The 255-nt window shown below is 54.1% G+C and carries 1 protein-coding gene; it reads left to right on the top strand.

Annotation, left to right across the window (positions count from 1 at the left end):
* Positions 1-255, top strand: a 255-nt coding sequence (locus ACN6NF_RS25950) for a condensation domain-containing protein (protein ID WP_474320333.1), incomplete at both ends; no start/stop codon positions are given.

Genomic DNA, 255 nt, shown 5'->3' with positions numbered 1-255 from the left:
AGCTCGTCATGAAACGCTGCGTACCGGCTTTGAGATGGTAAAAGGCGAAGCGGTTCAGCGGATTTACAAAGAAGCCGCCTTCCAGGTGGAATATGTGCAGATCAGCGAGGAGCAGGCGGAAGAAATGGTGCGCCAATTCGTTCGTCCGTTTGATCTAGCGAAGCCGCCACTTCTGCGGGTAGGCCTTGCCGAACTGGCGCCGGACCGACACATTCTAATGTTCGATACGCATCATATCGTATCTGACGGCGTTTC

The organism is Paenibacillus sp. TSM33, from assembly GCF_056099025.1.
The sequence above is the reverse complement of the archived record's forward strand: the minus strand, read 5'-3'. Positions and strand labels throughout refer to the sequence as shown.